Below are 5,026 nucleotides of genomic sequence, written 5' to 3'. Positions count from 1 at the left end.
ATGGTCATCGTGATGGACACGCTCAGGTCCTGCACGATGGCGTAATACAGACCGGCGAGTGGCAACGTGAAGGCGACCAAGCCGACCAGCACGGCCTTCATCGGCAAATCGCGCTCGGTCTCGGCGACCACTTTCGAGGCGCCGGCACGCGCTGCTTCCAAGCCGCTGCGAACGCCGGATAGCAGCGACTTACGCAGTGAGATCAGCGTCCAGATGCCGCCCACCAACATCGCACCGACGCCGAGATAACGAATCTGCGAACTCCAGATCGCGCCGGCCGCGTCTTCGGCGCTGAGGCCGGCTACCTTCGCAGCGAGCGCGGGATTGCCGTCGAGAAAGAACGCGCTGTAAGTCGGAATGGCAATGTTCCACGACAAGATGCCGCCGACCATGACCACGATGCCGATGTTGAGCCCGACGATGTAACCGACGCCGAGCAGGGCAGGCGACAAGTTGGTGCCCATGTAGGCGATGCCCTTGCCGATGTAGCTGCCGAACGCAGCGGAGTCGGGCACGAGTCGCAGGCCACTCGCGGCGATCACCTTGCCGATGCCACCCAGCGTCGATGCAGCGGCGAGCACCTTGATGCCGCTGGCCGGATTCTCGCCGGCCTTCAGGACTTCAGCGGCGGCTTTGCCTTCGGGGAAGGCCAGTCCCTGATCGACGATCAACGAACGGCGCAGCGGCACGGAAAACAACACACCCAGAATGCCGCCCAGACCGGCGATAGCGAGCACCCACCAATATTTGAAATCGCTCCAGTGCCCGAGGATCACCAACGCCGGCACCGTGAAGATCACACCAGCGGCAATCGATGAACCGGCCGACGCGCCGGTCTGCACGATGTTGTTCTCGAGGATGTGTCCGCCGCCTAGTAAACGCAGCACTGCCATCGACACCACCGCCGCCGGAATCGCCGTCGCGATGGTGAGACCGGCGAACAAGCCGAGATAAGTATTCGCGGCTGCGAGAATCATCGCGAGCACGATGGACAGAATGATCGCGCGCGGCGTCAGCTGTGGCGCGGCTTGAGACGCAGGGTTGCTCATAATTTCTCCGGCCAAAGGTTGGCCTTTGTTCTGTTACTTCACGCCGGCCATCATCTTGCGAATGAACGGCGTCAACACCAGCAACACCACGCCGGCGATCACGCCCCACCAGAACAGATACAGGAACTGACCGGGCATGCCGGGCAGATTGTTGGGATCGATTTCACCCGAGAACTGACCGGCCAGGTTGTTGCCCAGCGCCGTCGCCAGGAACCACAAGCCCATCACCTGACCGACGAAGCGCGCCGGCGCCAGCTTGGTCATCGAACTCAAGCCCACCGGGCTCAGGCACAGCTCGCCGAACGTGTGCAGCAAGTAGGTGAGGATCAACCAGGTCGGCAACACTTTCTCACCTGCGACTACATAGCGAGCCGCGAGGAACATCACCAGGAAGCCGAAGCCCATCAGGATCAGACCCACGGCGAATTTCGCCGGCGCCGAGGGATCCAGATTACGACGGCCGAGATTCACCCAGATCGCGGCGAACACCGGCGCGAACAAGATGATGAACAGCGGATTCACGGCCTGCAGTGTGCCGGCCGGCATGGCCCAACCGAACACATCGCGATCGGTGTGCCGCTCGGCGAATAAGTTGAAAGACGCGCCAGCTTGCTCGAACCCCGCCCAGAACATGGCGCAGGCCGCGAACAACGCAATCATCGCGACGATGCGTTTACGTTCGTCGCCCTCGAGGCCGGCGAAGAACAACAAGTAGATGAAGAAGCCGGCAGCCAGTGCCACCAACGCCCAGTTCAGCGACTGCGAAATCGCCATCGGATCGAGGTGCACGGCGCCCGACAACCCTGCGATCACCAGACCGACGACCAGCACCAGGAACACGATGACCGGTGCCCAGCTCGCGGGCTTGCCCATCGGCACCACGCCCGAATCGCCGAGATAATGTTTGGTCGCCTGGAACTGCACCAGGCCGATCAGCATGCCGATCGCGGGCAGCAAGAAGCCGATGTTCCAACCGAACGCCGTGGCTGCCATCGGCACCAGCGTCGAACCCAACGTGGCACCGGTGTTGATGCCCATGTAAAAAATGGAGAAGCCGGCGTCGCGACGCGAACCGCCTTCGGGATAGAGCTGCGCGACGATGGCGCTGATGTTGGGCTTCAACAAACCCACACCCAGCACGATGGTCATCAAGCCGACGAAGAACAGTTGCGTGTTGCCGGTGGCGAGGCAACCGTTGCCGAGCATGATCAGCACGCCGCCCCAGAACACTGCGCGCTGCTGACCGATCAACCGGTCGGCGATCCAGCCGCCGAACAACGACAACAAATAGGTGCCGGAAATGTACAAGCCGTAAATCGCGCTGGCGGTGCGATCGTCCAGACCCAGCCCGCCTTCGGCGATGGCCGCGGTCATGAACAGGATCAAGATGGCCCGCATGCCGTAATAAGTGAAGCGCTCGAAGGCTTCGGTGCCGAACAACGTGATCAGTCCACGCGGGTGACCGAAAACTTGCGGGCCGTGCGTGGAGTCGCGTTCGATGCTTTGATTCATACGGGAAGAGTCTCCCTGCTGCAGCTCGAAGGCGTCGAACTGCTGTTGTTATGGAGGCCCGGGCAAAACCGGCACGGGCTGTCATGCATGACAGATGTCATGGACGCGGAGTCTCACCGAAGAGCAAGCCACCGGGCAAGCTCGAGCGCGCCTGTATACCGAGACGTTCAGGTCTCGGCTGCGTCCTCGGCGGGGTCTTCGCTCTGGCGTTTCTTGATCAGGATCCGCGATAGCACGATGCCGATCTCGTACAGCAAGTACATCGGGCCGGCCATCATGGTCTGCGACAAAGCATCCGGCGGCGTCAGGAATGCGGCCACCACGAAAATTCCCAGCAGCACATAGCCGCGGTTCTTGGTCATGGTTTCGACTTTCACCATGCCGGTCGCCGCCAGCAGCACGGTCGCCACCGGAATCTCGAACGCCACGCCGAAGGCGAAGAACAGCAGCAACACGAAGTCGAGGTAGTTCTGCATGTCCGTCATCATCTGCACGCCAGCCGGCGCACTGGTGGTGAAGAACGCGAACATCAGCGGGAACACGACGAAGTAGGCGAACGCGACACCGGCGTAGAACAGCGCGATGCTCGACACCACCAACGGAATGGCGAAGCGCTTCTCGTGCTTGTACAAACCGGGCGCGACGAAGGCCCACGCTTGGTACAGCACATAGGGCATCGAGATGAACAGCGCGACGAACAAGCCCAACTTCAGCGGTGCCAGGAACGGCGAGATCAAGCTGGTGGCGATCATCGAGGTGCCCTTGGGCATCTTCTCGATCAGCGGCGTCGCGACCAGCGTGAACAACTCGTTGGAGAAGTAAGCACAGGGAGCGAATACGACAGCGACGCAAATCACCGCGCGCAACAGCCGGTCGCGCAATTCGACCAGGTGCGAGATCAGCGAGCCTTCGGCCAATTGTTCGCGCTCGTCAGCACTCATGGCGCGAGCTCACTGCACAGCTTTATTGGCGGGCGTCTCAGCTGCCGATTGCGGCGGCGGCTCCATGCCGGAAACCATGGTTTGCAGATCCAGTCCCGAAGCATTGTGTGGCTTATCGCTGGGAGCTTGCGGCTCGGTGGATTCGGCTGGTGCCGCAGCAGTGGGCTCAGCCTGAGAAGTTGTCGTGGTGGTGTTGGTGCTGGCGGCGCTGGGTTCGCTGGCCGGCGGCGGTGCCTGCATCGGGCGAGACTTGGTCATCTCATCCAGCGTGACTTCCTGTTCCAGTTGGGTACGCAGCTGACGCGCCATGGCGCGCGCACGACCGGTCCATCGGCCGACCTTCTCGGCCAGGCCAGGTAACTTCTCCGGCCCCAGCACCAGCAGTGCCAGGCCCAGGATCAGGACGATCTCAGTAAAACCGACTTCAAACATCGCGACGCGGCCGGTTCAAGGCATCAAACGTTGGAAGACTTGCTGCCCGTCTTGCCCGCCGGCGTCGAGTTGAAATCGGCGTCCTTCTGCTGGGGCGCATTCAACTGCTGAGCCTCCTTGTCGTCCTCATCGTCCATGGCCTTCTTGAAGCCTTTCACGGCCCCGCCCAGATCCGAACCAATGGTCTTCAGACGCTTGGCGCCGAACACCAGCAGCGCAATGGCGAGGATGATCAGAAGTTCTTTGAAACCGATGCCCATTCGACTCTCCCGCTTCGCAAAGCCGCCGGATCATACGCCAAAAGCGTGTGCCGATTCCCGCGGCGAAGTTGGCAACTCTAGCCCGATTTGTCCGGCGCCACCTGTAGCCAGAACGTTACCGGACCGTCATTGGTCAGGCTGACCTGCATGTTCGCGCCAAACTCTCCAGTTTGGACCGCGCCCAGCCGCGAGCGTGCCCGCTCGACCAGATAATCGAACAACCGCCGGCCCTCGTCCGGCACCGCGGCTGTGCTGAAGCCCGGTCGGGTGCCGCTACGCGTGTCGGCCGCCAGGGTGAACTGCGAGACCAGCAGTAGCTGTCCGCCAATGTCCTGCAGGCTGCGATTCATGCGCCCTTCGGCATCTGGAAAAACGCGGTAGGTGCAGAGCCGTTCCAGCAGCCGGTCGGCCTGCGCCTCGGCGTCGCCCTTCTCCACGCCCACCAATACCAATAACCCGGTCTCGATGGCCCCCACCTGCCGGCCGGCGACCTGAACTTCGGCGTGAGTGACGCGCTGGAGCAGACCGATCATGACAACCTGAGGGTTGGGGTGGCTGAGCAGGATAGCGGAGGGGATGGGGCTGTAAATGAAGTTTACGTCACGGCTAGAGATTGCCACTTTTTTACTGCAGAACCGAGATTCGTCGCTTTATCTCTCCACTTAGCCGCAGTTTTTATTGCGACTTCGTCGCTTTATTGATCGGAGGAGAATGAGAGCCCCGCCTCGGGTGGGTTCAAGCCAGCCGACCGGAGATATCTGGTTAAGGTGGTGCCTGAGGTTTGGTTCTGCCTCGTTATAGCTCCAGCGTGGGAATCTAAGATCAGAAAGTC

At 61.4% G+C, this 5,026-nt stretch carries 6 protein-coding genes; all 6 read right to left on the bottom strand.

What is annotated here, in order from left to right; all coding sequences use genetic code 11:
• Positions 1-1,049: OPT family oligopeptide transporter (locus JNL55_RS35085; RefSeq protein ID WP_293865950.1), on the bottom strand; the 1,049-nt coding region annotated here is incomplete at its 3' end.
• 33 nt (positions 1,050-1,082) lie between these two features.
• Positions 1,083-2,561 (bottom strand): peptide MFS transporter, encoded by a 1,479-nt coding sequence (locus JNL55_RS35080; RefSeq protein ID WP_293865947.1) that lies wholly within the window; start codon positions 2,559-2,561, stop codon positions 1,083-1,085.
• 167 nt (positions 2,562-2,728) lie between these two features.
• Positions 2,729-3,502: a twin-arginine translocase subunit TatC gene (gene tatC, locus JNL55_RS35075; protein ID WP_293865944.1), complete on the bottom strand. Its 774-nt coding sequence runs from the start codon at positions 3,500-3,502 to the stop codon at positions 2,729-2,731.
• A gap of 9 nt (positions 3,503-3,511) precedes the next feature.
• Positions 3,512-3,934 carry a Sec-independent protein translocase protein TatB gene (gene tatB / locus JNL55_RS35070; RefSeq protein WP_293865941.1) on the bottom strand — a complete coding sequence of 141 codons (423 nt, stop codon included), beginning with the start codon at positions 3,932-3,934 and terminating at the stop codon, positions 3,512-3,514.
• Positions 3,935-3,957: 23 nt separating this feature from the next.
• Positions 3,958-4,194 carry a twin-arginine translocase TatA/TatE family subunit gene (gene tatA, locus JNL55_RS35065; protein WP_293865938.1) on the bottom strand — a complete coding sequence of 79 codons (237 nt, stop codon included), beginning with the start codon at positions 4,192-4,194 and terminating at the stop codon, positions 3,958-3,960.
• Positions 4,195-4,271: 77 nt separating this feature from the next.
• Positions 4,272-4,727: a D-aminoacyl-tRNA deacylase gene (gene dtd, locus JNL55_RS35060; protein ID WP_293865935.1), complete on the bottom strand. Its 456-nt coding sequence runs from the start codon at positions 4,725-4,727 to the stop codon at positions 4,272-4,274.
• Between the last annotated feature and the right edge of the window lie 299 nt (positions 4,728-5,026).

It is taken from the genome of Steroidobacter sp. (assembly GCF_016790065.1).
In the GTDB taxonomy this organism is placed as follows: Bacteria; Pseudomonadota; Gammaproteobacteria; order Steroidobacterales; family Steroidobacteraceae; genus Steroidobacter.
This window is presented reverse-complemented; position numbering and strand designations above follow the sequence as displayed.

Coding starts and splice junctions, on each gene's coding strand:
- JNL55_RS35080 (WP_293865947.1), bottom strand. CDS start 2,561: ATGAATCAAAGCATCGAACGCGACTCCACGCACGGCCCGCAAGTTTTC.
- tatC (WP_293865944.1), bottom strand. CDS start 3,502: ATGAGTGCTGACGAGCGCGAACAATTGGCCGAAGGCTCGCTGATCTCG.
- tatB (WP_293865941.1), bottom strand. CDS start 3,934: ATGTTTGAAGTCGGTTTTACTGAGATCGTCCTGATCCTGGGCCTGGCA.
- tatA (WP_293865938.1), bottom strand. CDS start 4,194: ATGGGCATCGGTTTCAAAGAACTTCTGATCATCCTCGCCATTGCGCTG.
- dtd (WP_293865935.1), bottom strand. CDS start 4,727: ATGATCGGTCTGCTCCAGCGCGTCACTCACGCCGAAGTTCAGGTCGCC.